We start from the raw sequence: 23,442 nt of genomic DNA on the forward strand, positions 1-23,442 counted from the left end.
GAGGCGTCATGGACGGCGTGGCACAGGCCCTGGGCCCATTGTTCCTGTTGATCCTGCTGGGGGCGCTGCTGGCCCGGCTCCAGCAACCCGGTGGCGACTTCTGGCCGCGCATGGAGCAACTGATCTACTTCCTGCTGTTTCCCGCCATGCTGGTCGCCACCCTGGCCGAGGCCGAAATCGACCAGGTCCCGCTGGGCCGGCTCGCCCTGGTACTGCTCGGGGCCATCGGCGTGCTCGGCCTGTTGCTGTGGGGCCTGCGTCACCGCCTGGGGCTGGCCGCGGGGGCCTTCACCTCGGTCTTCCAGGGTGGCCTGCGGTTCAACACCTATGTCGGCGTGGCCGGGGCCGCGGCCCTGCATGGCCAGGCCGGCGCCACGGTGGCCGCGGTGGCCGTGGCCCTGATGGTGCCGGTGATCAACGTGCTGTGCGTCACGGCCTTCATCGCCGCCGGCACCCTGGGAGCGGCCGGGCTCAGGACCAGCCTCGCCGCCCTGACACGCAACCCGCTGATCCTGGCCTGCCTGGCCGGCATCGCCCTGAACCTGTCCGGCATCGGGCTGCCCGGCTGGAGCCAGGACACGGTGGCCCTGCTCGGCCGGGCCGCGCTGCCGCTTGGCCTGGTGGCGGTCGGGGTCGCCCTGCGCCCGCCGGCCCTGCTGCGCCGCGATCGGGGCGTCTGGGCCGCCAACCTGGTCAAGCTGGTGCTGATGCCCGTGACGGTGCTGACCCTGGCCCGGCTGCTCGGCCTCGATCCCGTGAGCCGCGACGTGGCCCTGCTGTTCGCTGCCCTGCCCACCGCCACCTCGGCCTATATCCTGGCCCGCCAGCTGGGCGGCGACGCCGAGCTCATGGCCGCCCTGATCACCGGCCAGACCCTGTTCGCCATGCTCACCCTGCCCCTGTGGCTACGCCTCGCCGGCTAGACAGATAAAAAAAGTTCTCGTTTACGTTGACGAGGCAAATGAGAACGATTTACTCTTGGCACATGGCGTTGATGAGGCGCCATCCCGGTCAGGGAGCCTGCCAGTCCCTGTCCCGGTTTCTCCTCCTCATTGCTAGTCACGGTCTTTTCGCCGCCCTCCGGGGCGGCTTTCTTTTTTGTTCGTCACTCGCGCCGTCCCAGTCGCTGCTTCAACAGCTCGCCCAGCGCCTCCACCGCCGGCCAGGAAGCGGCGGTCACCCGGCGTCCGTAGTGCAGCTGGGCCTCGCAGGCCGGCAGGGGAGGCAGGCCCTCGGCCTCGCCCAGCTCGCGCATCGCCGGCGTCAACCGGTCTCGCTCGAGGATGCTCACGGCCAGCCCGGCCTCCACGGCCGTCTCCAAGGCATGGATGCTGGTGCTGGTGAACACCGCGTGCCAGGGGCGACCGCTGGCTTCCAGGGCCTCGACCCCCAGATGGCGATAGGGGCAGTCCACCGGGTGCAGGGCCAGCGGCAGCGGGTGGTCCGGCGCCAGGGCGAGTTCCCGCGCCCCTGCCCAGACCGGCGTGGTGCGCCACAGCGGCTCGCCGCCGATCAGCCGGTGCGGGCGGTCCAGGGCCACGATCAGCGACAGCTCGCCCCGCTCCAGCCGCCTCGCCAGGTCGCCGCTGGTGGCGGTCACCGCCTCCAGCACCACATCCGGGTGGTGGGCCAGGAAATCCGGCAGCAACCGCCCCACCAGACGGCTGGCATAGTCCTCCGGCAGGCCGAAGCGTACCCGGCCACTCAGGCCCCGGCCGCTGATCCGGGCCACCAGGCCATCGTGGTGACGCAGCAGTTCCCGAGCCTCGCCGAGCAGCGTGTCGCCGGCGGCCGTTGGCGTCATGCCGCGCGGACCACGCAGCAACAGGCGGGTCCCCAGCCGCGTCTCGAGCCGCTTGATCTGCATGCTCAGGGCGCTGACCGTGCGATGCCGCTGTTCGGCGGCCGCGGCCAGGGACCCGAGCCGTGCCACCGCCACGAAACTGCGCAGGGCTTCCAGATCCAGGGTGTCCGAAGAGCCTTCAGTCATATTGAACACTCGCTGAAAAAAGTTTCGATTCCCGAAAGACTCTAGGCGATCCAGACTCTCCCCCACAAGTCAGCGGCTGCCCGGGGAGGTGCCATGCGAGCCTTTTCACGCCTGTCGGCGCTAGCGGCTTGGCCGCGGTCGGGAGCCGCCCCCCTGGCCGGCCTCGCCGTGGCTGTCGGCTTCGTGCTGTGCTGGAGCAGCGGCTTCGTGGGCAGCCGCCTGGCCGTGGCCGTCGATACGCCGCCGCTGTCGCTCTACGCCTGGCGCTTCTTGCTGGCCACCCTGCTGGCGGGAAGCTGGTGGGCGTTGCGGGCCGCCCGACGCCAGGAACCGGGACCGCCGGCCCGCGTCCTGGCCCGCGACGCCCTCGTCGGCAGCCTGACGGTGGGGGGCTACCTGCTGGCCATGCTGCTGGCGGTGGAGGCCGGCGTCAGCGCCGGCGTGGCGGCCCTGATCGGCGCCCTGCAACCCCTCGCGGCCACCAGTCTGGCCGGCTGGTGGCTGGGCGAGCACACGCGCCCGGCCCAGTGGCTGGGCATGTCGGTGGCGACCCTGGGGGCCGGCCTGTGCGTGCTGGATGACCTGCAGGGCGCGGGCGGCGCGTCGGTCTGGGCCTACGGCCTGCCGCTGCTGGCGGTGGCGGCCGTGACCCTGGGCAGCGTGCTGGGCGCCCGGCGGCCGGCGGGCCTGGCAATGGAGGCCCGGCTGACCAGCCAGCTGGCGGCGGCGACACTGGTGTTCTGGCTGGCCGCCATGGTGCGGCAGGCGGGCTGGCCGGCACTGCCACCCCTCACCCCGGACACGCTGACGGCGCTGGCCTGGCTGATCCTGCTGGCCACCTTCGGCGGCTATGGCTTCTTCCTCGAGAGCCTGCGCCGTTTCGGCGTGAGCCGCAGCGCCGCCCTGGTTGCCCTGACCCCGGCGGTGACCCTGGGCTGGACGGCCCTGCTGTTCGGGGAGCTGCCGGGCGGACTCGGCGCCGCCGGCATGATGCTGGGACTGCTCGGCGCCGGGGCCGCCCTGGTGGCGGGCCGGCTCCACGGGCGCGGGGCCGGCGGCCACGCCGACACCGCAAGCCCCCTCAGTCGACGCGGCGGTAGATCAGATCCCAGACCCCGTGCCCCAGCCGCTCGCCGCGGGCCTCGAACTTGGTGAGAGGGCGAAAGTCGGGCCGCGGCACATAGGGGGCGGTCTCCGGCGAGGCGGTGTTGGCATAGCCGGGGGCCTCGTCCATCACCTCGGCCATCCACTCGGCGTAGGCCTCCCAGTCGGTGGCCATGTGCAGGGTGCCACCGGGCTTGAGCCGGGTGCGCACCAGCGCGACGAAGGCCGGCTGGACGATGCGCCGCTTGTGGTGCTTCTTCTTCGGCCAGGGGTCGGGGAAGAACAGCTGCAGGGTATCGAGGCTGGCCTCGGGCAGGCATTGCTCGAGCACGGCCAGGGCGTCCTCGCGATAGACGCGCAGGTTGGTCAGGCCGCGCTTGTCGGCCTCGTCGAGCAGCTTGCCGACCCCGGGGGCGTGCACCTCGATGCCGATGAAGTCGGTGTCGGGATGGGTCTCGGCCTGCTCGATCAGCGAGGCCCCCATGCCGAAGCCGATCTCCACCACCCGCGGAGCCTGGCGACCGAAGAGGGCATCGAGGTCCTGGCGGCCGTCGGCGAGGGTCAGCCCCAGTCGCGGCCAGACCTCCTCGAGTCCCCGGGTCTGGGCGGCGGTCATGCGGCCGGCACGCAGCACGTAGCTCTTGATGCCCCGGCGATGCAGCGGGGCGTCGGGGCCTTCCGGGCCGGGGGTCGAGGGGGTGTCGTCGTGGTGCGGTGCGTTCATGCGCGGCATCGGGTCTCGTGGGTCGGGGGAGAGGGCGTCAGGCGTTGATGCGGCCGGCCAGCGGCGAGGACGGCTCGGCGCTCTGGCGGCGCGGCATGCGCCCGGCGAGGAAGGCCTCGCGGCCGGCCTGGACCGCCTGCTTCATGGCGCTGGCCATCAGCAGCGGCTGGCGGGCGTGGGCGATGGCGGAATTCATCAGCACGCCGTCGCAGCCCAGCTCCATGGCCAGAGCCGCCTCCGAGGCGGTGCCGATGCCCGCATCCACCAGCACCGGCACAGCGGCCTGCTCGATGATCAGGCGAATGTTGTGGGGATTCTGGATGCCGTGGCCGGAACCGATCAGCGAGCCCAGCGGCATCACGGCGCAGCAGCCCAGGCGCTCCAGCTCGCGGGCGACGATGGGGTCGTCGCTGGTATAGACCATCACGTCGAAGCCGTCGTTGATCAGCGTCTCGGCGGCGGCCAGGGTCTCCACCACATCGGGATAGAGGGTGGTGTCGTCCCCCAGCACCTCGAGCTTGACCAGGTTGTGGCCATCGAGGAGTTCGCGGGCCAGCCGGCAGGTCCGTACCGCATCCTTGGCCGTGTAGCACCCCGCGGTGTTGGGCAGCAGGGTGTAGCGCTCCGGCGAGACGACGTCGAGCAGGTTGGGCGCGGCGGCGTCCTGCCCCAGATTGGTGCGTCGCACCGCGAAGGTCACCACCTCGGCACCGCTGGCCGCAATGGCCTCGCCGGTCTCGTCGAAGTCCCGGTACTTGCCGGTGCCCACCAGCAGCCGCGAGGCGAATTCACGGCCGGCGATGCGCAGTGGTGCATCCTGGAAGATATCGATCATGGTTGTTGTGCTCCTGTGGAAGCTGGTTCGCGGTACCGCCTCGGCATCTCAGCCGCCACCGATGGCGTGGACGATCTCGACCCGATCCCCCTCGGCCAGGCGCGTCTCGGCGTGGACGCTCTTGGGTACGATCTCCTCGTTGACCTCCACGGCGATGCGACGACCGGTCAGGCCAAGGGCCTCGACCAGCCGAGCCACCGAGGCATCGGCCTCCAGAGTGCGGGCCTCGCCATTGAGCTGGATCTGCATGGCTCTCTCCGGGACTGCGGATTCGCGGGCCCATATTGTAGCGCCTCAGGGCCGGGCCGGGTACGGTAACCGCGTGACGATCGCAGGAGACCCGAGATGCAGGACCGAGCCTGGTGGCTGGCGGCGGCGCTGTCCGGCGCCCTGATGGTGATGGCCGGCGCCTTCGGCGCCCATGCCCTGGAGGGCAGCCTGGCCCCGCGGCTGGTGGCGGCCGTCGAGACCGGGGTGCGCTACCAGGCCTGGCATACCCTGGCGATGCTCGGCGTGCTGGCCTGGCGCAGCGCCTGCCCGCACCCCGGGCAGCACCTGGTGCTGGGGCTGTGGGCGGTGGGCATGCTGCTGTTCTCGGGTTCGCTGTATGCCCTGGCCCTGTCGGGCCTGGGGCGGCTCGGCCTGGTCACGCCGCTGGGCGGCGTGCTGCTGATCGGCGGCTGGCTGGCGCTGGCAAGCTGTGTACTCCGCGCCCCTCGTTTTGACTCCGGGGAGCGCTGATTTATGTCGCGAGCGAGGAGAGGCGGGGGCGCCTAGCCTGGCCGACGCCGGAGCACAGTTCCCGGAGTGTAGCCTGCTACATGAGGAGAACGACCGGGCCGGCGCACCGGCACCGCCGGCGGTCAGGATGGCTAGGTTCGTTCACGACGAACCCACGCACTTCCCACTTCCCTGTGGGCCGTCGAGCGCAGCAGTAAAACCGTGCTTCCCGAAGGTCAGTCGCTGTCCGGCAGCACATAGGTGGCCGTGACCAGGGCCACCGGCGCCTCGTCGCCGGCGGAGAACAGCTGGACCTCGCCCACGGCGAGGCGACGCCCCAGCTTGAGCAGGCGCGCGTTGGCGATGATGTCGCGGTCGCCGCGGGGACGGCGCAGGAAGCGACAGTGCAGGTCGCTGGTCACCGCCATCGGCTCGGGGCCGATCTGGGCCAGGATGGCCACGTAGAGGCAGACATCGGCGAGCCCCATGAGGGTGGGGCCGGAGACGCTGGCGCCGGGCCTCAGGTGCTCGTCCTCGATGGCCAGGCTCATGGTGGCCCGCATCTCGTCGACGCCCTCGATGGTACCGGAACGCTGGGGGAAGACCTCGTCGAGGAAGTCCTCGATGGCGGCGGCGGTCATCACGGTCATGGGGCGCTCCCTGCGGCAATGGACGATGGCCCCCAAGATAGCCCAGCCACCCGGCGGCGCACAGTCCTCCAAGGTCGAGCCCGACGCGCGTCGCCCCCCGGCCTGGCGACCGGAGGGCGACCTGTCAGGGGGCGCCGGGGGCCGACTCAGCCGGCCTTGTGCACTGCACGCCAGTGATGCAGCAGCGGCTCGGTGTAGCCGGCGGGCTGCGCGAGCCCCTTGAAGATCAGGTCCGAGGCAGCCTGGAAGGCGTGGGAGGCGGAGAAGTCGGCGCTCATCGGCGTGTAGTCCGGGTCGCCGGCGTTCTGCTCGTCCACCACCTTGGCCATGCGCTCCAGGGTCGCCCGGACCCGGTCGGCATCCACCACGCCATGGTGCAGCCAGTTGGCCACGTGCTGGCTGGAGATCCGCAGGGTGGCGCGGTCCTCCATCAGGCCCACGTCATGGATGTCCGGCACCTTGGAACAGCCCACGCCGTGCTCGACCCAGCGCACCACGTAGCCGAGGATGCCCTGGCAGTTGTTGTCGAGCTCCTGCTGGATCTCCTCGTCGGACCAGTCCGGGGTCTCGGCCACCGGCACCGTGAGCAGCTCATCCAGGAAGTCCGGCTCGCCCTGGGCCTCCAGCTCGCGCTGCACCTCGGCCACGTTGACCTGGTGATAGTGTAGGGCGTGCAGGGTCGCGGCAGTGGGCGACGGCACCCAGGCGGTGTTGGCGCCGGCCTTGGGATGGCCGATCTTCTGCTCCAGCATGGCGGCCATCAGATCCGGCATGGCCCACATGCCCTTGCCGATCTGAGCGTGGCCGCGCAGGCCGCAGGCCAGGCCGACCTGGACGTTGCTGCGCTCATAGGCGGCGATCCAGGTGCTGTTCTTCATGTCACCCTTGCGGATCATCGGCCCGGCCTCCATGGCGGTGTGCATCTCGTCGCCGGTGCGATCGAGGAAGCCGGTGTTGATGAACACCACCCGGGAGGTCGCCTCGTTGATGCAGGCCTTGAGGTTGACCGAGGTGCGGCGCTCCTCGTCCATGATGCCCATCTTGAGGGTGTCCCGGGCCATGCCCAGCAGGTCCTCTACGCGGCCGAACAGCTCGTTGGCGAAGGCCACTTCCCGGGGGCCGTGCATCTTCGGCTTGACGATGTACACCGAGCCCTGGCGGGAGTTGCACGGCTGCGCTGCATCCTTCTGGAGGTCGTGCAGGGCGACCAGGCTGGTGACGATGCCGTCGAGGATGCCCTCGGGCAGTTCGTTGCCCTCGGCATCGAGCACCGCCGGGGTGGTCATCAGATGGCCGACGTTGCGCACGAACAGCAGGGCACGGCCCGGCAGGGTCACCTCGCCCCCCTGGGGGGCGGTCCAGGTCCGGTCATCGTGCAGGCGGCGGGTAAAGGACTTGCCTCCCTTCTCGATCTGTTCCTCGAGGTCGCCCTTCATCAGGCCCAGCCAGTTGGCATAGACCCCGACCTTGTCCTCGGCATCCACCGCGGCCACGGAATCCTCGCAGTCCATGATGGCGGTCAGCGCCGCCTCGACGACCACGTCCTTGACCCCCGCCGGGTCGGTCTTGCCGATGGGGTGGCCGGCATCGACCTGGATTTCCAGGTGCAGGCCGTTGTTGACCAGCAGGATGGCGGAGGGCGCGTCGGCTTCGCCCTGGTAGCCGACCAACTTGCCCGGCTCCTTGAGGCCGGTCTCGCGGCCGCCGTCCAGGGTCACCGTGAGGTGACCGTCACGCAGGGCATATTTCACCGCGTCGCCGTGCGAGCCGGTCGCCAGCGGCGCGGCCCGGTCGAGTACGCCACGCGCGTAGGCGATGACCTTCTCCGCGCGCTTGGGGTTGAAGCTCTCACCCTTCTCGGCGCCATCCTCCTCGGCGATGGCGTCGGTGCCATAGAGGGCATCGTAGAGGCTGCCCCAGCGGGCATTGGCGGCATTCAGGGCATAGCGGGCATTGTTGACCGGCACCACCAGCTGCGGCCCGGCCTGCACGGCGATCTCGCGGTCGACATCGCTGGTGGTGACCTGGACCTGGGCGGGCGCCTGCTCGAGGTAGCCGATCCGCTCGAGGAAGCCGCGATAGGCCGGCATGTCACGGACCGGCCCCGGGTTCTCGCGGTGCCAGGCATCGAGCTCGCCCTGCAGGCGGTCGCGCTCGGCGAGCAGTTCGCGGTTCTTCGGTGTCAGATCATGAAACAGGGCGTCCACGCCGCGCCAGAAGTCGTCGGGGTCGACCCCGGTGCCCGGCAGGGCCTGCTCGTTGATGAAACGGTCCAGCTCGGCGGCCACTTGAAGGCGGTGGCGGGTAATGCGTTGGGTCATGGGGTCGTTCTCCTATGCGTGGCGATCCGGCGCCCCCTTGGCACCGAACAGCCGGACAGGGAAAGGTGACTGCGTGACAAGATTTTGTGGAAATTGCTTCCACATGTAAACCCGAAGCCGGCGGACATCCCCGCAGGGTAGACCAAAAGACGAGAGCCGGTAGTCTGACTCCCATCATTAATGAACAGTGGTTCCGCTCTCAGCAAGGCGCTAGCATGAGCAGTCACTGCGGAGGACTCGATGAGCGATTTCAGCCCCCTACAGGCCCTGGGCCCGATTGCGCCGGCCGACCGAACCGGCCAGGATCTCGAGCGCTATCTCGGCCATTATGGCCTGGCGCCGCTGCTGGCCGAGCACGTGGGGCTCTACGTGGGCTACGTGGACGCTCACGGCTTCCGCCTGTGGACCCAGGTCTGGAGCCCGCCGGCCCCCATCGGCACAGCCTTCGTGGTGCATGGCTACTATGACCACCTGGGGCTCTACCGTCACCTGCTGGAGTGCCTGCTGGATCGCGGCTGGCGGGTGGTGCTCTGGGACCTGCCGGGGCACGGGCTGTCGAGCGGCACGCGGGCTTCCATCGGTGACTTCGACGAGTACGGCGACTGCCTGCGCAGCCTGCAACACTACCTGGCCACCCGGGACCTGGCTCCCCAGCCCTGGCTCGGCATCGGTCAGAGTACCGGGGCGGCAATACTCGCCACCGACGCCCTGCGCCGGGGCGATGATGGCCATTGGGCCGGCCTGGCCCTGCTCGCCCCGCTGGTGCGCCCCTGGGGCTGGTCCCAGTCGAGCTGGCTGCATCGCCTGGTAGGGCCCTTTGTCCGCTCGGTCCCGCGCCGCTTCCGCGACAATTCCACGGACCGCGACTTCGCCACCTTCCTGCGCGAGGGCGACCCGCTGCAGCCAGACCGCCTGGCCATGGAGTGGGTCGACGCCATGCGGCGCTGGATGCCGCAGCTGCTGTCCCTGCCGGCCAGCTCGGTACCGACCCTGATCCTGCAGGGCGAACAGGACCTGACCGTGGACTGGGAGTGGAACCTCGAGGTGCTGGAGAGCAAGTTTCCCAACGCCGAGATTCACCGCCATCCCGAGGCCCGTCACCACCTGGTCAATGAGGCCGAGCCGATCCGTCGCACGCTGTTCAATGAGCTGGAGCGGTTCATCGCCGGCCTCGAGCCCCATCGCGACGACCGGCCGTCGCTGGCATCGCGCCGGAGGCGCTCGGCCCCATGACCCGACGCCTGCCGCTGCTGCTTCTGCCCCTGCTGGTGCTCGCGGGTTGCGCCGGCGCCCCGGAACCCCCTCAGACGGTGCGCCAGGCGCTGCTGGGCCTCGGCAAGCGGGCCGCCGAGCAAGTGGCGACCACATCGGCGCTGCCCCGCCCCACCGCCGACCAGGTCCTGCTGCTGGCCATGCCCGAGGTCGATCCCGACCTCCAGGTGGACGACACACGCCTGCTCGAGAGCCTGACCCGGGCCCTGCTCGGCATCGAGCAGGGTCCCCAGGTCCTCGACTGGCAGCCGACCCTGTCCGAGGGCGCCGGCCGCAACCAGTGGCGCCTGGACAGCCGGCTGATGGCCACGGGCCCGCGACTGACGCTGTCCGACCGGCAGCTGCTCCCCTACCGCCTGAAGCTGGCCCTGCGCCGCCCCGGCGACGAAGGAGCCGTCTGGGAGTCCCAGATCGACGGTGCCCTGGATGCCTCCGCGCTCTAGGCAACGCCCTGCCCGCGCCCTCAGCCACCGTTGAGCAACCGATCGAGCTGGCGATAGCCGATGGCCTCGATCAGCTGCTCACGGCCAGGACGCGGCAGACCGGCCAAGTCGGCCAGGGTCAGGGCCACCCGCAGCACCCGGTGGTAGGCCCGCGCCGAGAACTTCAGCCGTTCCAGCACCCCGGCCAGCCAGACGCGGTCACCGGCGTCGAGGGCACAGGCACGCTCCAGCTCGCCCCCCGCCAGGTGGGCATTGAGCGCCCCCCTGGCCAGCTGGCGCTCGCGGGCCCCCAGCACCCGGGCGCGTACCGTCGCCGAGCCCTCCCCGGGCTCCCGGGAGGTCAGTTGCTCGGGCGGCAGCGCGGGCACCTCCACCTGCAGATCGATGCGATCCAGCAGCGGTCCCGACAGGCGCGCCTGGTAGCGCTGGATCTGGGCTGCGGTGCACTGGCAGGCCTGGCGGGGGTCCCCCAGGTGGCCACAGGGACAGGGGTTCATCGCCGCCACCAGCTGGAAGCGCGCCGGATAGCAGCGCTCGTGATTGGCCCGGGCGATGTGGATCCGTCCGGATTCCATGGGCTCGCGCATCACCTCGAGCACCTGGCGGGAGAACTCCGGCAGCTCGTCGAGGAACAGCACCCCGTGGTGGGCCAGGGAGATCTCCCCGGGTCGTGGTCGCGAGCCGCCGCCGACCAGGGCCACCGCGCTGGCGGTGTGGTGCGGGGCGCGGAAGGGCCGGCGGCCCCACTGCTCGGTGAGCGGCAGGCCACTCACCGAGCGCACCGCCGCCACCTCGAGGGCCTCGTCCTCGCCGAGCGGCGGCAGGATGCCCGGCAGCCGACTGGCCAGCATGGTCTTGCCGGTGCCGGGAGGGCCAGCGAACAGCAGGTTGTGGCCCCCGGCCGCCGCCACCTCCAGCGCCCGACGCGCCTGGTGCTGGCCGCGCACTTCGCAGAGGTCGGCTCCGGGGGCCTCGCGTGTCGCCGGCCGGCCCAGCCGGTGGGCGGGAATGGGCGCCTGGCCCAGCAGATGGGCCACGACCTCGAGCAGGTGGGCAGCGGGCAGCACCTCGAGTTCCCCGGCCAGCGCCGCCTCGTCGGCGTTGGCAACCGGCACGATCAGCCGGCGCCCGGCGCGGCGCGATGCCAGGGCCAGGGGCAGCACGCCGGTCACCGGTCGCAGGGCCCCGTCCAGGGCCAGCTCGCCCACGCATTCGGTCGCCTCGAGGGCCTCGGCGGGCACCTGGCCGGAGGCCACCAGCAGCCCCAGGGCAATGGGCAGGTCGAAGCGACCGCCGTCCTTGGGCAGGTCGGCGGGCGCCAGGTTGAGGGTGATGCGTCGCAGGGGGAAGTCGAAGCCGGCATTGATCAGGGCGCTGCGCACCCGCTCGCGGCTCTCCTTGACCGCCGCCTCCGGCAAGCCGACCAGGGTGATGCCGGGCAGGCCGTTGGCCAGGTGCACCTCCACCAGGACCTCGGGGGCCTCGAGGCCAAGCCCGGCCCGGGTGCGAATGATTGCTAGCGTCATCGGCGGTCCCTCGCGCGTTGCCTGCCCTCAGGCTAGCCCAGCACCGGGGGGACCGCTCGATGGCTTAGCGGCCGGCCTCGCCGGCGCTGGTATCCTCATCGGGCGCCTCGGGGGGCTCCGGTGCCTCGACGGCCGGGGCCGGTGCCGGTGCCTCGTGGTCGGCGCCCGGCCGGGAAGTCTCCAGCGCCTCTTCGAGGGCCGCGACCTGCTTCTCCAGGGCCTCGACCCGGCCGCGGGTACGCTGCAGCACGTCCATCAGGATGTCGAAGTCCTCCCGAGACACCAGCTCCAGACGGTCGAAGGCGCCCCGCACGACCTGCTGGATACCCTTCTGCACCTCCTCGGGAGCCTGGGACGCGCCCTGCAGGCGTTCGCCGATCTGCTGAGCCAGTCGACTGATGCGATCTTGGCTGACCATGGTGTCTCTCCTGAACGGTGGTGGAATGGCTGTCTGACAGGATACGCAAGGCGCTGGCGGCGCGCATTCCCCGCGCTCGCTTCTTCATGGCGCAGGCCCGCCGCGGATCGGCACCAAGACGGTGCATCGGCGCGACCCGGCCGCGCAGCGCCGGCGTGACCGTCCCCTTCACTATCTCTCCAACCCCATGAATTGGCGATTGTAATCAGCTTATTGGCATGGATTACGCAGGAGCTTGGTGACATGCACCGTGCGGCACCATGCCGCTCTCACTAGCTGCAGGGGAGATTAGGGATGAAGCTGATCACCGCCATCATCAAGCCATTCAAGCTCGACGACGTGCGCGAGGCGCTCGCCGACAACGGCGTGCAGGGCATCACCGTCACCGAGGTCAAGGGCTTCGGCCGCCAGAAGGGCCACACCGAGCTCTATCGCGGCGCCGAGTACGTGGTCGACTTCCTGCCCAAGGTCAAGATCGAGATCGCCGTGGACGACGCTCGCCTCGACAGCGTGCTGGACGCGATCTGCAGTGCCGCCAACAGCGGCAAGATCGGTGACGGCAAGGTCTTCGTGACCCCCCTGGAAGACGTCATTCGCATCCGCACCGGCGAGCGTGGCGGCGACGCCGTCTGATCACCGACCGCCTTTCCTTTTCCGACACGGAGAGAGAGCCATGACAGAACTTGCCGAGTTGAGCTATGCGCTCGACACCTTTTACTTCCTGATCTGCGGCGCCCTGGTGATGTGGATGGCCGCCGGCTTCTCGATGCTCGAGGCCGGACTGGTCCGCTCCAAGAACACCGCGGAGATCCTCACCAAGAACATCGCGCTGTTCGCCGTCGCCTGCACCATGTACCTGCTGGTGGGCTACGCCATCATGTACTCCAGCAGTGCCGGCGGCTTCCTGCCCAACCTGGGCATGCTGATCGGCGGCGAGAACCCGGTCGACGCCGTGCTGGCCGGCGGCGACGACGCCCCCTACTACTCCATGCGCTCCGACTTCTTCTTCCAGGTCGTGTTCGTGGCCACCGCCATGTCCATCGTCTCCGGGGCCGTGGCCGAGCGCATGAAGCTGTGGGCCTTCCTCGCCTTCGCCGTGGTCATGACCGGGGTCATCTACCCGGTCTCGGGCTACTGGACCTGGGGCGGCGGCTGGCTCGCCGAGGTCGGCTACTCCGACTATGCCGGCTCCGGGATCGTGCACCTGGCCGGGGCCGCCGCGGCGCTGGCCGGCGTGCTGGTCCTCGGGCCCCGCAAGGGCAAGTACGGCAAGGACGGCAGCATCTTCGCCATTCCCGGCGCCAACCTGCCGCTGGCCACCCTCGGTACCTTCATCCTGTGGATGGGCTGGTTCGGCTTCAACGGCGGGTCCGAGCTGAAGATGTCCGACGTGTCCTCCGCCAATAACGTCGCCCAGGTGTTCGTCAACACCAATGCGGCCGCCGCCGGCGGGGTCATCGCCGCCCTGATCCTGGCCAAGCTGTGGTTCCGCAAGGCCGACCTGACCATGGCCCTGAACGGCGCCATTGCCGGCCTGGTGGCCATTACTGCCGATCCGCTGTCGCCCAGCGCCCTGGGCGCGACCCTGATCGGCGGTGTGGGCGGCCTGCTGGTGGTGGCGTCCATCGTCAGCCTCGACAAGCTGAAGCTCGACGACCCGGTCGGTGCGATCTCCGCCCACGGCGTGGTGGGCATCTGGGGCGTGCTGGCGGTGCCGCTGTCGAATGCCGACGCCGGCTTCGGTGCCCAGCTGATCGGCATCCTCGGTATCTTCACCTGGGTGTTCGCCGCCAGCCTGGCCGTGTGGCTGATCATCAAGGCCGTGATGGGCATCCGGGTCAGCGAGGAAGAGGAGTACGAGGGCGTCGACCTGGCCGAATGCGGCCTGGAGGCCTACCCCGAGTTCACCGTCTCCAAGGTGCATGGCGGTGGCTCCGGCCGCGGTCGGCGCGAGGGCATCGGCCACTCCCAGCCGCTGACGTCGAGCGCCGAGTGACCCCGGCCACAGCCAACCTGGCCCCCGTTAGGGGGCCATTTTTTTCATCCGCCCGTCGCGGGTGTATCCTCTGGCACTAAGACCCATGCGGATGGCGAGCGTCGCCATCACACACAGACAACGCGAGGACAGGACCATGAAACTGGTGACCGCGATCATCAAGCCGTTCAAGCTCGACGACGTACGCGAATCGCTCTCCGAGATCGGCGTCCAGGGCATCACCGTCACCGAGGTCAAGGGCTTCGGCCGCCAGAAGGGCCACACCGAGCTCTATCGCGGCGCCGAGTACGTGGTCGACTTCCTGCCCAAGGTGAAGCTCGAGGTCGCCGTCGACGACGGCATGGCCGAGCAGGTGATCGATGCCATCACCCAGGTGGCCAACACCGGCAAGATCGGCGACGGCAAGATCTTCGTCATGGCGCTCGAACAAGTGATCCGGATTCGTACCGGGGAAACCGACAAGGACGCGGTCTGAGCTCGAAGCTCGAAGCTCGAAGCTCGAAGCTCGAAGCTCGAAGCTCGAAGCTCGAAGCTCGAAGCTCGAAGCAGAGTAGTATGCCGAGCTCCACTCCATGAACGTCAAACCCTCCGAGGCATCACCTCGGAGGGTTTGTCTTCCCGCTTCAAGCTTATGGCTTAGAACTCCCGGCGAAGCCGGGTCGCGCTTATTTCTCGACGAAGGCGCGCTCGATCACGTAGTCGCCGGGCTCGCCCATGCGCGGCGAGATGTTGAAGCCGAGCTCGTCGAGCAGGTCGCTGGTGTCGTCGAGCATCGCCGGGCTGCCGCAGATCATGGCGCGATCCTGCTTGGGATCCAGGGCCGGCAGCCCGGTGTCCTCGGCGAGCTTGCCGCTGCGGATATGGTCGGTCAGGCGTCCCATGGTGTGGAACTCCTCACGGGTCACCGTGGGGTAGTAGACCAGCTTCTCGCTGATCTCCTCGCCCAGGTACTCGTGGGCCGGCAGCTCCTTGGTGATGAAGTTGGCGTAGGCCAGCTCGCTGACGCTGCGCACGCCGTGCACCAGCACGATCTTCTCGAAGCGCTCGTAGGCCTCGGGATCCTGGATCAGGCTCATGAACGGGGCCAGCCCGGTGCCGGTGGAGAGCAGGTAGAGGTTGCGCCCCGGCAGCAGGTCGTCGGTAACCAGGGTCCCGGTGGGCTTGCGGCTGACCATGATCTGGTCGCCGACCTTGAGGTGCTGCAAGCGCGAGGTCAGCGGGCCGTCCGGCACCTTGATGCTGAAGAACTCCAGGTGGTCCTCGTAGTTGGGGCTGGCGATGGAGTAGGCCCGCATCAGCGGCTTGCCGTCCACCTCCAGGCCGATCATCACGAACTGACCGTTCTTGAAGCGCAGGCTGCGCTCCCGGGTGGTCTTGAAGCTAAACAGGGTGTCGTTCCAGTGATGGACGCTGAGGACTTCTTCCAGGGCGAACTTGCTCATGCCGGCTCCTATATATTCCCGAAACGCATAGTTGCGTCGATAAGTCTTTGCAGCTGATTCTAAGAGAAGCGACAATATCTGTTAAATGGGTTGTATGGATAAAGCTTATCTATACTACCGATATCAGTCTGTGGAGATCGCCGGATGCGCTATACCCTGCGCCAGCTCGAGGTGTTCGTGGCCGTGGCCCAGCACGAGAGCGTCTCCCATGCCGCCCGCGCCCTGGCGCTGTCCCAGTCCGCCGCCAGCACCGCCCTGGCGGAGCTGGAGCGCCAGTTCGACTGCCGCCTGCTCGACCGCATCGGCAAGCGCCTCAAGCTCAATGCCCTGGGCTTCCAGCTGCTGCCCAAGGCCGTGGCCCTGCTCGACCGCGCCGAGGAGGTGGAGGAGCTGCTGCGCGGCCAACAGGGCATCGGCACCCTCGACGTGGGCGCCACCCTGACCATCGGCAACTACCTGGCTACCCTGCTGATCAGCGACTTCATGCAGCACCACCCGGGCAGCCGCATCCGCCTGCAGGTGCGCAACACCCGCACCATCATCGAGGGCGTGCGCCACCACGAGCTGGACCTGGGGCTGATCGAGGGGCAGTGCGAGGAGGACGATGTCATCACCCAACCCTGGGTGGAAGACGAGCTGGCGGTCTTCTGCTCTCCGCGCCATCCCCTGGCCGACCAGGGGCCGGTGGAGCTCGACCGGCTGCTCCGCGAGGCCTGGATCATGCGCGAGCAGGGCTCGGGCACCCGCCTGACCCTGGAGCAGGCCGCCCGCCACCGGCGTGGTCGCTTCAACACCCTGCTCGAGCTGGAACACACCGAGGGCATCAAGCGCGCCGTGGAGTCGGGGCTGGGCATCGGCTGTGTCTCCAAGCTGGCCCTGCGCGATGCCTTCCGCCGCGGCAGCCTGGCGCCGATTCCGACCCCCGACCTGGACCTGAGCCGCCAGTTCGCCTTCATCTGGCACCGTCACAAGTACCTGGCACCGGGCATGCGCGAATTTCTCAAGCTCTGCCGGCAGATGACCGAGGGCATTCGCCGCAGCGACCAGATCGACCTGCCCTACTACTCCTGAGCATGGCCGAGGCCACCACAGGGCCGTGCGACCCCATGGCGGAAGCGTCGGGAAGGGAAGGCGGGTCAGCGCAGGTCGCTCACCGCTTCCTGGATATCGGCCAGGCTGGCCTTGGTGAGGTCCTTGGACAGGGTATGGATCACCCGCTTGGCAGTGGGGGGGTCGAGCTTGTCACGCAGCTGGCCGAGAAAGCGCGGGGGGGCGACCAGGATCAGCTTCTCCAGGGTGTTCTCGACCCGCGCACGATAGAGACGATCGGCGACTTCCCGGGCGAAGATCGTCTCATGATGCTGGGTCGCCACGCTCTCGCCGCCGGCGGAGCGCGCCGTCGTGGATGTCGACTCGTGGACATCCCCGCTGCGGTCGGTCACCAAGTCGCCCTCATGCAGCCGCCCTTCGGCATGCACCAGGCTGTCCTTCTCTTCAAGCTTCAGTGCATCCCGGGTGAACACCCGAGCCCTGGCTGCATCGGCCACCACGATATAGGTCGTCATAGTCGCTCCTTGATGCTGATAGGCACGCGAAGGACTCTCCGCCTGCCTCCTCAACATTGGCAAGGCACTCCCGGAGCGTCAACTGGCGGCGTGGAGCGACACCCGGCGTCGGCGTCCGCGGACACTGCCGCCTGCCCGTCGACTGGGGTAGGATGCCCGCCCACCGGCACGGATCGCCGGTGCATCGCCCGGCACGCCCATCCCCGCCGCCCCGGAGGATTCCCCATGCGCTCTTTTCTGTTTCCCCGTCATCCCCTGCCGCGACGCACCCTGTTGTTCTGTCACGCCGTCCTCCAGGTCGGCCTGCTGGCGGCCGGCGGCCTGTGGCTGGCCTCCCAGTCCCCCTGGCTCGCCGATACCGACTGGCTGACCGCCGCCCCCCGTCTCGCCCTGGGCGGCAGTGCCCTGCTGCTGGCCATGATCGGGCTTCGCCTGCTTGCCGAGCTGTGGCTGCTGCCGTATCACCTGGCCGACCAGCGCACCGGCTTCGCCCCCGCCGCCGTGGTCACCCGCTCCTTCGAGCGTCGTCCCGCGGTCCACGCCGCCGAGCAGGTCTGGACCTCGGCGGCACAGCCGATGGAGGCCGAAGACACCGTCCTCGGCAGCGCCCGGGTAACCCGCGCGGCGCCGCGCCGCCCGCGCGCCCAGGACGAGCCGACCCTCGACCTGGCCGGCGGCCAGGCGGAGCCGGTCCCGGAGCGCGAACCGCGACTATGAGCTCCGAGACGACGAACCCCGGCCGTGGCCGGGGTTCGTCGTTTTCGTGCTGCCCGAGGGCTCGCTCAATCCTCGAGAAGCCGGCGCATAAAGGGCGGCAGCGCCAGGGCCCCGCGATGCGCCGCGGCGGTATAGTAGTCGAGGGGCATCTCGCTGGTCGCCGCGGCGACTTCCCGGAAGCTCGTGACGTCGGCGCCCTTGCCGGCCAGGGTCACGCTCCACCAGCCCGACGGGTAGACCGGCTGGGGAAAGGGCAGCGTGGCCACGCTGTCGAAGCCGGCCTCGCCCATGTCGCGGCGCAGATCACGGATGATCGAGCCGCTGTGATAGAGCGGCGACTCGCTCTGCTGCACCATCACGCCGCCGGGGCGCAGGACGCGATGGCAACGACGCAGGAAGTCGGTCTTGAACAGCCCCTCGGCCGGTCCCACGGGGTCGGTGGAATCGATGATCAGCACGTCGACGCTGGCGTCGGCTGCCTCGTCGACCCACTTCACGCCGTCGGCGAACTTGAGCTCGGCGCGGGGATCGTCGTTGGATTCGGTCAGCGCCGGGAAGAAGCGCTCGGCGGCCCGGGTCACCTCCTCGTCGATGTCGATCTGGGTGACCTTGTCGACGCCGGGATGGCGCAGCACCTCGCGCAGGGTGCCGCAGTCGCCGCCGCCGATGATCACCACGCGCTTGGGGTCCGCGTGGGTGAACAGCGCCGGATGCGCGATCATCTCGTGGTAGAGGAAGTTGTCGCGGTCGGTGAGCATCACGCAGCCATCGAGGACCATCAGGTTGCCGAAGGTCTCGGTGGCATAGACCGCGAGGTGCTGATAGGGACTCTGCACCTCGTGGAGTTTCTCGGTGACCTTCAGCGAGAAGGCGCTGCCATGGCTGTCGAAGACTTCGGTGAACCAGCCGGAATCGAGAGACGTGCTCATCGGGAACCCTCAAGGTGACGTATGGAGTGCCGTGGCCGCCACATGGGGCGGCGGCCGGCACGGTAGCCTAAGCGCGCTCGGGAAGAAAGCCCCGGCGCAAGCCGGCGAGCGCCAGCACGGCGACCGCCGCCCCCAGGCCATTGGCCAGGACGTCCGTGACATCGCCACCGAAGCGCCCGGGGACGGGAATCTGGGCCAGCTCGATCGCCACGCCGTAGAGGACGGCGGCGAGGAAAGCCAGCGGCAACCGCACCCCGGCGAGCCCGGTCAGGCCAGCCACCCCGGCATAGCCGAGGAAATGGCTGGCCTTGTCCCAGGGCAGGGCCTGGGGCAGCTCGCTGGCGGGCGTCAGGCTGCCCCAGCCAACGACCAGGGCCGCCGCCACCGCCAGGCAGGCCCACAGCCGACGCCGGTCGTGCCAGCGCCGCAGCCAGTCCGTCTCAGGCATGGGCGATGTTGCGGTGATAGGCCGGGCTCAGTTCGTGCAGGGCCTCCATGAAGGCCGTGACGTGGTCCGGATCGGTGAACTGGCTGATGCCGTGGCCCAGGTTGAAGACATGGCCGGGGCCCTCGCCGTAGCTGTCGAGGATGCGGGCCACCTCGGCACGGATCGCCGAGGGCCGCGCGAACAGCACGTTGGGATCGAGGTTGCCCTGCAGGGCAATACGATGGCCGACCCGGGCCCGGGCGACGGAGAGCTCGGTGCTCCAGTCCAGTCCCAGGCCATCGGCCCCGGTCGCGGCCAGGTCCTCGAGCCACTGCCCCCCGTTCTTGGTGAACAAGATCACCGGCACCTTGCGCCCCTCGTGCTCGCGGATCAGGCCGGCGACGATCTGCTCCATGTAGCGCAGCGAGAACTCCAGGTAGGCCGGCGTGGACAGCGCCCCGCCCCAGGTGTCGAAGATCTGCACCGCCTGGGCGCCGGCGCGAATCTGGGCGTTGAGGTAGTCGGTCACCGCATGGGCCAGGGTATCGAGCAGCTGGTGCATGGTGTCCGGGGTGTCGTAGAGCATGGCCTTGACGTGACGGAAGTCCTTGCTCGAGGCGCCCTCGACCATGTAGGTGGCCAGCGTCCAGGGGCTGCCGGAGAAGCCGATCAGCGGCACCCGGCCGTTGAGCTCGCCGCGGATGGTCGAGACGGCGTTCATCACGTAGTCGAGGTCGCGCTCGGCATCCGGCACGGCCAACGCCGCTACCGCTTCCGGCGTGCGCACCGGCTTGCGGAATTTCGGCCCCTCGCCGGTCTCGAAATACAGTCCCAGCCCCATGGCGTCGGGGATGGTGAGGATATCCGAGAAGAGGATGGCGGCATCCAGCGGATAGCGCTCCAGGGGTTGCAGGGTGACCTCACAGGCCAGGTCGCGGTTGCGACACAGGTCCATGAAGCTGCCGGCCTGGGCACGCACCTCACGGTACTCGGGCAGGTAGCGGCCGGCCTGGCGCATCATCCATACCGGCGTACGGTCCACGGGCTGGCGCGCCAGGGCGCGCAGAAGGCGATCGTTCTTGAGTTCCATGCAGGCGCTCGTCCACGGAAAATGTCGGCGTCATTGTAACCCATCACGACGCCGCAGGCTGTGGTCGTGAGCCCGTCCCGGCTTCCTGATAGAATGAGCGGAATCCGACGGCCACGCCCGGTCTTCCATCGAGGTACATCGTGACGATTCGCTACATCGCCGCCTCCCGGCTGCCCACGCCCTGGGCCACCTTCACCATGCACGGCTTCGAGGACGAGGCCACCGGCAAGGACCATATCGCCCTGACCCTGGGCGAGGTCGGCGATGGCGAGCCGGTGCTGGGGCGCGTGCACTCCGAGTGCCTGACCGGCGACGCCCTCTTCTCGATGCGCTGTGACTGCGGCTACCAGCTCCAGGAAGCCCTCAAGCGCATCGCCGAGGAGGGCCGCGGGGTGCTGTTCTACCTGCGCCAGGAGGGCCGAGGCATCGGGCTGCTCAACAAGATCCGCGCCTACCACCTCCAGGACCAGGGCGCCGACACCGTCGAGGCCAACGAGCAGCTGGGCTTCGCCGCCGACCTGCGCCGCTACGACCTCTGCCTGCCGATGCTCGAGACCCTGGGCATCGGCTCGCTCAGGCTGATGACCAACAACCCGCGCAAGGTCGAGGCCCTGACCGGGGCCGGCGTCGACGTCAGCGAACGGGTGGCCCTGACCACCGGCCTCAACCCCCACAACGAGCACTACCTGTCCACCAAGGCCGGCAAGCTCGGCCATATGATGGCCCTGGGCGACTTCACCCAGGCCAGCGACGTGGACATCGAACGCAAGCCCTGAGCCCATGACGGGAACCTCCCCCTCGACGCCGCCGTCGAAGGACAAAGGGAGGACCCGTCATGCATCGGCCACCCGAGCACCCCGGCGACCCCGACTACTCGCTCCTCGAGGAGCTGCTGCACAGCGCCAGCCACGGCCTGGGGGCGATCCTCAGCGTCGCCGGGATGGTGGTGCTGATCGCCCTGAGCAGCCGCGGCGTGGAGTCCACACCCCACAAGGTCGCCGCCGTCTCGCTTTACGGCACCACCCTGGTGCTGCTCTATACCGCCTCGACCCTGTATCACGGCACGCGCCACCCCCGCCTCAAGCGGGCCTTCCGGGTGCTGGACCACTGCGCCATCTACACCCTGATCGCCGGCACCTACACCCCCTTCCTGATGGTCAACCTCCAGGACTCCCTGGGCGAGCCCCTGCTGGCGGTGATCTGGACCCTGGCCGTGGCCGGGATCGCCCTCAAGCTGTGGCGCCCCTGGGCGCTCGGCGGCCTGCACATGGCCATCTATCTGCTGATGGGATGGCTGATCCTGGTCGCCGCCGGCGAGCTCGATGACGTCCTCTCCCTCACCGGCCTCGGCCTGCTGATCGCCGGCGGCGCCTCCTATTCACTGGGCATCGTGTTCTTCGCGGTGCGAGCGATCCCCTTCAATCACACCATCTGGCACCTCTGCGTGATGGGCGGCAGCACCTGCCACTTCTTCGCCGTGGTCACCGACGTGCTGCCCTTCCCACCCTGAGCCAGGCGCCCGCACCACGCAAGAGGCCCCCGACGTATCGGGGGCCTCTTGTCATGGTTGGACGAACGTTGCGACGTTCAGTCGACCAGCGCCTCCCGCTGGCGGGGTGCGGGAGTCCACAGCAGGCGCAGGGCCAGCGCCGTGGCCACCAGGGCAACGACCCCGACGCCGCCGCCGACCAGGGCACTCCCCGAGAGCCCGGCGACGAAGAAGGCCAGGATGCCCGCCACGCCGGCGGTGATCGCATAGGGCAACTGGGTGCGCACGTGGTCGATATGGTCGCAGGACGACCCCGCCGACGACAGGATGGTGGTGTCCGAGATCGGCGAGCAGTGGTCGCCGAAGATGCCGCCGCTGAGCACCGCGGCGATGGCCAGCGACAGCGACAGGTCCATGGCCATGGCCACCGGCATGGCGATGGGGATCATGATCGCGAAGGTACCGTAGGAGGTGCCTGTGGTGAAGGCCACCAGTGCCCCGATCAAGAACAGCAGCACCGGCACCAGGCTCGGCGCGATATTGGCCTCGGCCAGGGTCACCAGGTAGTCGGCGGTGCCAAGCTCGGTGGTCACGCTGCCGATGGACCAGGCCAGGGTGAGGATGATGTAGACCAGGGTCATGCTCTTGATACCGTCCACCACGATGTCCATGGCCTCGCGGAAGTCGAACAGCTTCTGCGCCATGCCCATGGCGAGACCCACGGCCACCGCCATGAAGGTGGCGATCAGGATCGACTGGCCGCCGTTGGCCTCGCCCACCGCGGTGACCAGGTCGTTCTCGGGGAAGCCGCCGGTCCACAGGAACAGCGGCGGGATCATTCCCACCAGCACGCCGATGGGGACCAGCATGTTGCGCTTGCGCGCCTGATGCTCAGGTACCGTGGCCATCTCCTCGACTTCATGGCCCGAGGGCGGCTGGGCGCCCTCGGCCATCACCGCGCCGGTGGTGCGGGCACGCTCCTCCGCCCGGGCCATGGGGCCGAAGTCCCACTGGGTGACGACCATGAAGACGATCAGCCCCAGCGCCAGCCAGGCATAGAAGTTGAGCGGGATGGAGGACAGATAGATGAGGTACTCGGAGCCGTTGACGTCCATCGCGGCGAGCTGGGTGCCGATCAGGCCCATCACGAAGACCACCCAGGTGGAGACCGGGCCCAGCAGACACATCGGCGCCGAGGTGGAGTCGACGATATAAGCCAGCTTCTCGCGCGATACGCCCATGCGGTCGGTGATCGGTCGCATCACGCTGCCCACGGTCAGGGCATTGAAGTAGTCCTCGAAGAAGATCAGCACACCGAGGCCCAGGGTCGCCCCCTGGGCGCCGCGCCGCGAAGCCACCCGCGCCGAGATGGCCCGGGCGATGGCCTGGGCGCCGCCGGTGCGCTGCAGCACCCCGATCAGCACGCCGAACAGGCCACAGTAGATCAGGACGGTGACACTCCACTCGTCGCCGACGCTGGGGATGATGAAATCGCCGAAGCTATTGTAGAGGCCGGCGGCGGGGTTGCCACCCGCCAGCATGGTGGCACCCAGCCAGACGCCACAGAACAGCGCCGGTATCACGTTGCGTGTCGCCAGGGCCAGCACGATGGCCAGCACCGGCGGCAGCAGGGAAAACAGACCGAAAGACATCAGGGGATCTCCAGGGAATTCTTGTGTCCCCCCGTGCGCGGGCCACGGGGCCATCCGGCATCAGGGGTGGCGCCCGCCGCCGGCTGCGGCGGGCAGCCGGGCATCCTAGGCGGCCCGGGACGATCCGGCAAC

26 protein-coding genes are annotated in these 23,442 nt (G+C 69.2%); 12 read left to right on the plus strand and 14 right to left on the minus strand.

Annotated elements, in window-relative coordinates; genetic code table 11:
• Positions 1–8: 8 nt before the first annotated feature.
• The gene (locus EKG36_RS05610; RefSeq protein ID WP_126481892.1) at positions 9–923 is read left to right on the plus strand and encodes an AEC family transporter; all 915 of its coding nucleotides are present in this window, start codon (positions 9–11) and stop codon (positions 921–923) included.
• Positions 924–1,105: 182 nt separating this feature from the next.
• Here EKG36_RS05610 and EKG36_RS05615 read toward each other — a convergent pair whose 3' ends face one another.
• The gene (locus EKG36_RS05615) at positions 1,106–1,990 is read right to left on the minus strand and encodes a LysR substrate-binding domain-containing protein (protein ID WP_126481894.1); all 885 of its coding nucleotides are present in this window, start codon (positions 1,988–1,990) and stop codon (positions 1,106–1,108) included.
• 93 nt (positions 1,991–2,083) lie between these two features.
• Here EKG36_RS05615 and EKG36_RS05620 point away from each other — a divergent pair, with 93 nt between their 5' ends.
• Complete coding sequence (locus EKG36_RS05620; RefSeq protein WP_126481897.1) at positions 2,084–3,145, plus strand: DMT family transporter; 1,062 nt, start codon at positions 2,084–2,086, stop codon at positions 3,143–3,145.
• On the opposite strand, the gene trmB is transcribed toward EKG36_RS05620, so the two are convergent.
• Genes trmB through thiS form a run of 3 tightly spaced genes read right to left on the minus strand, consistent with a single transcriptional unit; the run spans position 3,072 to position 4,902 of the window.
• The gene (gene trmB, locus EKG36_RS05625) at positions 3,072–3,827 is read right to left on the minus strand and encodes a tRNA (guanosine(46)-N7)-methyltransferase TrmB (protein WP_246007442.1); all 756 of its coding nucleotides are present in this window, start codon (positions 3,825–3,827) and stop codon (positions 3,072–3,074) included. The genes EKG36_RS05620 and trmB overlap by 74 nt on opposite strands.
• A gap of 28 nt (positions 3,828–3,855) precedes the next feature.
• Positions 3,856–4,653: a thiazole synthase gene (locus EKG36_RS05630; RefSeq protein WP_126481899.1), complete on the minus strand. Its 798-nt coding sequence runs from the start codon at positions 4,651–4,653 to the stop codon at positions 3,856–3,858.
• 48 nt (positions 4,654–4,701) lie between these two features.
• The gene (thiS, locus tag EKG36_RS05635) at positions 4,702–4,902 is read right to left on the minus strand and encodes a sulfur carrier protein ThiS (protein ID WP_126481901.1); all 201 of its coding nucleotides are present in this window, start codon (positions 4,900–4,902) and stop codon (positions 4,702–4,704) included.
• Between the two features lie 96 nt (positions 4,903–4,998).
• Here thiS and EKG36_RS05640 point away from each other — a divergent pair, with 96 nt between their 5' ends.
• A complete protein-coding gene (locus EKG36_RS05640; RefSeq protein WP_126481903.1) occupies positions 4,999–5,394 on the plus strand; it encodes a DUF423 domain-containing protein in 396 nt (131 codons plus the stop codon).
• 215 nt (positions 5,395–5,609) lie between these two features.
• On the opposite strand, the gene EKG36_RS05645 is transcribed toward EKG36_RS05640, so the two are convergent.
• Positions 5,610–6,023, minus strand: coding sequence for a PaaI family thioesterase (locus EKG36_RS05645; protein ID WP_126481905.1), 414 nt, complete (start codon positions 6,021–6,023; stop codon positions 5,610–5,612).
• A gap of 146 nt (positions 6,024–6,169) precedes the next feature.
• Positions 6,170–8,344 carry a malate synthase G gene (locus EKG36_RS05650; RefSeq protein ID WP_126481907.1) on the minus strand — a complete coding sequence of 725 codons (2,175 nt, stop codon included), beginning with the start codon at positions 8,342–8,344 and terminating at the stop codon, positions 6,170–6,172.
• Positions 8,345–8,584: 240 nt separating this feature from the next.
• Between EKG36_RS05650 and EKG36_RS05655 the strand changes: the two genes are divergently transcribed.
• Together EKG36_RS05655 and EKG36_RS05660 are read left to right on the plus strand one after the other, a co-directional pair.
• Positions 8,585–9,577: an alpha/beta hydrolase gene (locus tag EKG36_RS05655; protein ID WP_126481909.1), complete on the plus strand. Its 993-nt coding sequence runs from the start codon at positions 8,585–8,587 to the stop codon at positions 9,575–9,577.
• Entirely contained in the window at positions 9,574–10,059 is a 486-nt protein-coding gene (locus tag EKG36_RS05660; protein ID WP_126481911.1) for a hypothetical protein, read from the plus strand. The genes EKG36_RS05655 and EKG36_RS05660 overlap by 4 nt, the downstream gene beginning before the upstream one ends.
• Positions 10,060–10,079: 20 nt before the next feature.
• Here the strand turns inward: EKG36_RS05660 and EKG36_RS05665 are convergent, their stop codons facing one another.
• On the minus strand, positions 10,080–11,585 hold the full coding sequence (locus EKG36_RS05665; RefSeq protein WP_126481913.1) for a YifB family Mg chelatase-like AAA ATPase: 1,506 nt from the start codon (positions 11,583–11,585) through the stop codon (positions 10,080–10,082).
• Positions 11,586–11,649: 64 nt separating this feature from the next.
• The gene (locus EKG36_RS05670) at positions 11,650–12,003 is read right to left on the minus strand and encodes an accessory factor UbiK family protein (RefSeq protein ID WP_126481915.1); all 354 of its coding nucleotides are present in this window, start codon (positions 12,001–12,003) and stop codon (positions 11,650–11,652) included.
• Between the two features lie 294 nt (positions 12,004–12,297).
• Here EKG36_RS05670 and EKG36_RS05675 point away from each other — a divergent pair, with 294 nt between their 5' ends.
• From EKG36_RS05675 to glnK, 3 genes are all read left to right on the plus strand, one after another.
• A complete protein-coding gene (locus EKG36_RS05675) occupies positions 12,298–12,636 on the plus strand; it encodes a P-II family nitrogen regulator (protein WP_126481917.1) in 339 nt (112 codons plus the stop codon).
• 40 nt (positions 12,637–12,676) lie between these two features.
• Entirely contained in the window at positions 12,677–13,999 is a 1,323-nt protein-coding gene (locus EKG36_RS05680) for an ammonium transporter (RefSeq protein WP_126481919.1), read from the plus strand.
• A 136-nt stretch (positions 14,000–14,135) separates the two neighbouring features.
• Positions 14,136–14,474 carry a P-II family nitrogen regulator gene (gene glnK / locus EKG36_RS05685; RefSeq protein WP_126481921.1) on the plus strand — a complete coding sequence of 113 codons (339 nt, stop codon included), beginning with the start codon at positions 14,136–14,138 and terminating at the stop codon, positions 14,472–14,474.
• A gap of 190 nt (positions 14,475–14,664) precedes the next feature.
• Here glnK and EKG36_RS05690 read toward each other — a convergent pair whose 3' ends face one another.
• A complete protein-coding gene (locus EKG36_RS05690; RefSeq protein WP_126481923.1) occupies positions 14,665–15,441 on the minus strand; it encodes a ferredoxin--NADP reductase in 777 nt (258 codons plus the stop codon).
• Positions 15,442–15,585: 144 nt separating this feature from the next.
• Here EKG36_RS05690 and EKG36_RS05695 point away from each other — a divergent pair, with 144 nt between their 5' ends.
• Positions 15,586–16,512 carry a LysR family transcriptional regulator gene (locus EKG36_RS05695; protein ID WP_126481925.1) on the plus strand — a complete coding sequence of 309 codons (927 nt, stop codon included), beginning with the start codon at positions 15,586–15,588 and terminating at the stop codon, positions 16,510–16,512.
• A gap of 65 nt (positions 16,513–16,577) precedes the next feature.
• Here EKG36_RS05695 and EKG36_RS05700 read toward each other — a convergent pair whose 3' ends face one another.
• Positions 16,578–17,006 (minus strand): host attachment protein, encoded by a 429-nt coding sequence (locus EKG36_RS05700; RefSeq protein WP_126481927.1) that lies wholly within the window; start codon positions 17,004–17,006, stop codon positions 16,578–16,580.
• A 225-nt stretch (positions 17,007–17,231) separates the two neighbouring features.
• Here EKG36_RS05700 and EKG36_RS05705 point away from each other — a divergent pair, with 225 nt between their 5' ends.
• Complete coding sequence (locus tag EKG36_RS05705) at positions 17,232–17,723, plus strand: hypothetical protein (RefSeq protein ID WP_126481929.1); 492 nt, start codon at positions 17,232–17,234, stop codon at positions 17,721–17,723.
• A 65-nt stretch (positions 17,724–17,788) separates the two neighbouring features.
• Here EKG36_RS05705 and speE read toward each other — a convergent pair whose 3' ends face one another.
• The 3 genes from speE to hemE all read right to left on the minus strand — a co-directional run bounded on the left by speE (position 17,789) and on the right by hemE (position 20,169).
• Positions 17,789–18,652 carry a polyamine aminopropyltransferase gene (gene speE / locus EKG36_RS05710; protein ID WP_126481931.1) on the minus strand — a complete coding sequence of 288 codons (864 nt, stop codon included), beginning with the start codon at positions 18,650–18,652 and terminating at the stop codon, positions 17,789–17,791.
• 67 nt (positions 18,653–18,719) lie between these two features.
• Positions 18,720–19,100 (minus strand): VanZ family protein, encoded by a 381-nt coding sequence (locus EKG36_RS05715; protein ID WP_126481933.1) that lies wholly within the window; start codon positions 19,098–19,100, stop codon positions 18,720–18,722.
• The gene (gene hemE, locus EKG36_RS05720) at positions 19,093–20,169 is read right to left on the minus strand and encodes a uroporphyrinogen decarboxylase (RefSeq protein WP_126481935.1); all 1,077 of its coding nucleotides are present in this window, start codon (positions 20,167–20,169) and stop codon (positions 19,093–19,095) included. The genes EKG36_RS05715 and hemE overlap by 8 nt, the downstream gene beginning before the upstream one ends.
• A 140-nt stretch (positions 20,170–20,309) precedes the next feature.
• On the opposite strand from hemE, the gene ribA reads away from it, so the two are divergent.
• Both ribA and trhA read left to right on the plus strand, forming a co-directional pair.
• Entirely contained in the window at positions 20,310–20,945 is a 636-nt protein-coding gene (gene ribA / locus EKG36_RS05725) for a GTP cyclohydrolase II (protein ID WP_126481937.1), read from the plus strand.
• A 59-nt stretch (positions 20,946–21,004) separates the two neighbouring features.
• Positions 21,005–21,679 carry a PAQR family membrane homeostasis protein TrhA gene (gene trhA / locus EKG36_RS05730; RefSeq protein WP_126481939.1) on the plus strand — a complete coding sequence of 225 codons (675 nt, stop codon included), beginning with the start codon at positions 21,005–21,007 and terminating at the stop codon, positions 21,677–21,679.
• A gap of 77 nt (positions 21,680–21,756) precedes the next feature.
• Here the strand turns inward: trhA and EKG36_RS05735 are convergent, their stop codons facing one another.
• Positions 21,757–23,310, minus strand: coding sequence for a Na+/H+ antiporter NhaC family protein (locus EKG36_RS05735; protein WP_126481941.1), 1,554 nt, complete (start codon positions 23,308–23,310; stop codon positions 21,757–21,759).
• Positions 23,311–23,442: the final 132 nt, after the last annotated feature.

The sequence above is a fragment of the Halomonas nitroreducens genome (assembly GCF_003966155.1).
Lineage (GTDB): Bacteria > Pseudomonadota > Gammaproteobacteria > Pseudomonadales > Halomonadaceae > Halomonas > Halomonas nitroreducens.

Coding starts and splice junctions, on each gene's coding strand:
- EKG36_RS05610 (WP_126481892.1), top strand. CDS start 9: ATGGACGGCGTGGCACAGGCCCTGGGCCCATTGTTCCTGTTGATCCTG.
- EKG36_RS05615 (WP_126481894.1), bottom strand. CDS start 1,990: ATGACTGAAGGCTCTTCGGACACCCTGGATCTGGAAGCCCTGCGCAGT.
- EKG36_RS05620 (WP_126481897.1), top strand. CDS start 2,084: ATGCGAGCCTTTTCACGCCTGTCGGCGCTAGCGGCTTGGCCGCGGTCG.
- trmB (WP_246007442.1), bottom strand. CDS start 3,827: ATGCCGCGCATGAACGCACCGCACCACGACGACACCCCCTCGACCCCC.
- EKG36_RS05630 (WP_126481899.1), bottom strand. CDS start 4,653: ATGATCGATATCTTCCAGGATGCACCACTGCGCATCGCCGGCCGTGAA.
- thiS (WP_126481901.1), bottom strand. CDS start 4,902: ATGCAGATCCAGCTCAATGGCGAGGCCCGCACTCTGGAGGCCGATGCC.
- EKG36_RS05640 (WP_126481903.1), top strand. CDS start 4,999: ATGCAGGACCGAGCCTGGTGGCTGGCGGCGGCGCTGTCCGGCGCCCTG.
- EKG36_RS05645 (WP_126481905.1), bottom strand. CDS start 6,023: ATGACCGTGATGACCGCCGCCGCCATCGAGGACTTCCTCGACGAGGTC.
- EKG36_RS05650 (WP_126481907.1), bottom strand. CDS start 8,344: ATGACCCAACGCATTACCCGCCACCGCCTTCAAGTGGCCGCCGAGCTG.
- EKG36_RS05655 (WP_126481909.1), top strand. CDS start 8,585: ATGAGCGATTTCAGCCCCCTACAGGCCCTGGGCCCGATTGCGCCGGCC.
- EKG36_RS05660 (WP_126481911.1), top strand. CDS start 9,574: ATGACCCGACGCCTGCCGCTGCTGCTTCTGCCCCTGCTGGTGCTCGCG.
- EKG36_RS05665 (WP_126481913.1), bottom strand. CDS start 11,585: ATGACGCTAGCAATCATTCGCACCCGGGCCGGGCTTGGCCTCGAGGCC.
- EKG36_RS05670 (WP_126481915.1), bottom strand. CDS start 12,003: ATGGTCAGCCAAGATCGCATCAGTCGACTGGCTCAGCAGATCGGCGAA.
- EKG36_RS05675 (WP_126481917.1), top strand. CDS start 12,298: ATGAAGCTGATCACCGCCATCATCAAGCCATTCAAGCTCGACGACGTG.
- EKG36_RS05680 (WP_126481919.1), top strand. CDS start 12,677: ATGACAGAACTTGCCGAGTTGAGCTATGCGCTCGACACCTTTTACTTC.
- glnK (WP_126481921.1), top strand. CDS start 14,136: ATGAAACTGGTGACCGCGATCATCAAGCCGTTCAAGCTCGACGACGTA.
- EKG36_RS05690 (WP_126481923.1), bottom strand. CDS start 15,441: ATGAGCAAGTTCGCCCTGGAAGAAGTCCTCAGCGTCCATCACTGGAAC.
- EKG36_RS05695 (WP_126481925.1), top strand. CDS start 15,586: ATGCGCTATACCCTGCGCCAGCTCGAGGTGTTCGTGGCCGTGGCCCAG.
- EKG36_RS05700 (WP_126481927.1), bottom strand. CDS start 17,006: ATGACGACCTATATCGTGGTGGCCGATGCAGCCAGGGCTCGGGTGTTC.
- EKG36_RS05705 (WP_126481929.1), top strand. CDS start 17,232: ATGCGCTCTTTTCTGTTTCCCCGTCATCCCCTGCCGCGACGCACCCTG.
- speE (WP_126481931.1), bottom strand. CDS start 18,652: ATGAGCACGTCTCTCGATTCCGGCTGGTTCACCGAAGTCTTCGACAGC.
- EKG36_RS05715 (WP_126481933.1), bottom strand. CDS start 19,100: ATGCCTGAGACGGACTGGCTGCGGCGCTGGCACGACCGGCGTCGGCTG.
- hemE (WP_126481935.1), bottom strand. CDS start 20,169: ATGGAACTCAAGAACGATCGCCTTCTGCGCGCCCTGGCGCGCCAGCCC.
- trhA (WP_126481939.1), top strand. CDS start 21,005: ATGCATCGGCCACCCGAGCACCCCGGCGACCCCGACTACTCGCTCCTC.
- EKG36_RS05735 (WP_126481941.1), bottom strand. CDS start 23,310: ATGTCTTTCGGTCTGTTTTCCCTGCTGCCGCCGGTGCTGGCCATCGTG.